At 41.0% G+C, this 593-nt stretch carries 1 protein-coding gene; it reads left to right on the plus strand.

What is annotated here, in order from left to right; translation table 11 throughout:
• Nucleotides 1-68: 68 nt before the first annotated feature.
• Nucleotides 69-593, plus strand: a 525-nt coding sequence (locus R8925_RS15845) for a transposase (protein WP_430536748.1), incomplete at its 3' end; no start/stop codon positions are given.

Raw genomic sequence — 593 nt, forward strand, 5'->3', positions numbered from 1 at the left:
TAGTTCATTGTTTATACAGTTTTTCTTTTTTGATACAATGAATAAAAATCGGAAAGGATGAGAGTAAGATGCCAAAGAAAAAGCGTGATCCTAAAACCGTTGCCCTTGCGAAAGCCATTGTGGAAGAATATCAACCGGAGTCTGTGGAAGAGATGCAAAGTGCCTTAAAAGACGTATTTGGACCGCTCTTTGAGCAATTATTACAAGGAGAAATAGAACATCATCTTGGTTATACCTCATATTCCCGCGAAGACAAAGAAGACGAAAACCGCCGCAATGGGTATGGGAGTAAAACGGTGCGAACGAGTTATGGCGAAGTTCCTATTGATGTCCCACGAGATCGTTCTGGCACCTTTGAACCGCAGGTCATTCCAAAACGTCAGAAAGATGTCTCTGCGATTGAAAACAAGGTGCTAGCTATGTATGCACGCGGTATGTCACAGCGAGATATCGCTAAAACAATCGAAGATATTTATGGGTTTCAGATATCACATGACATGATTTCAAGCATCACAGATACAGTCTTGCCAGAATTAGAAACATGGCAAAATCGCCCGTTGGCCAAATGTTATGCTTTTTTATTTGTAGACTGT

It is taken from the genome of Listeria rocourtiae subsp. hofi (assembly GCF_963575615.1).
Lineage (GTDB): Bacteria > Bacillota > Bacilli > Lactobacillales > Listeriaceae > Listeria_A > Listeria_A hofi.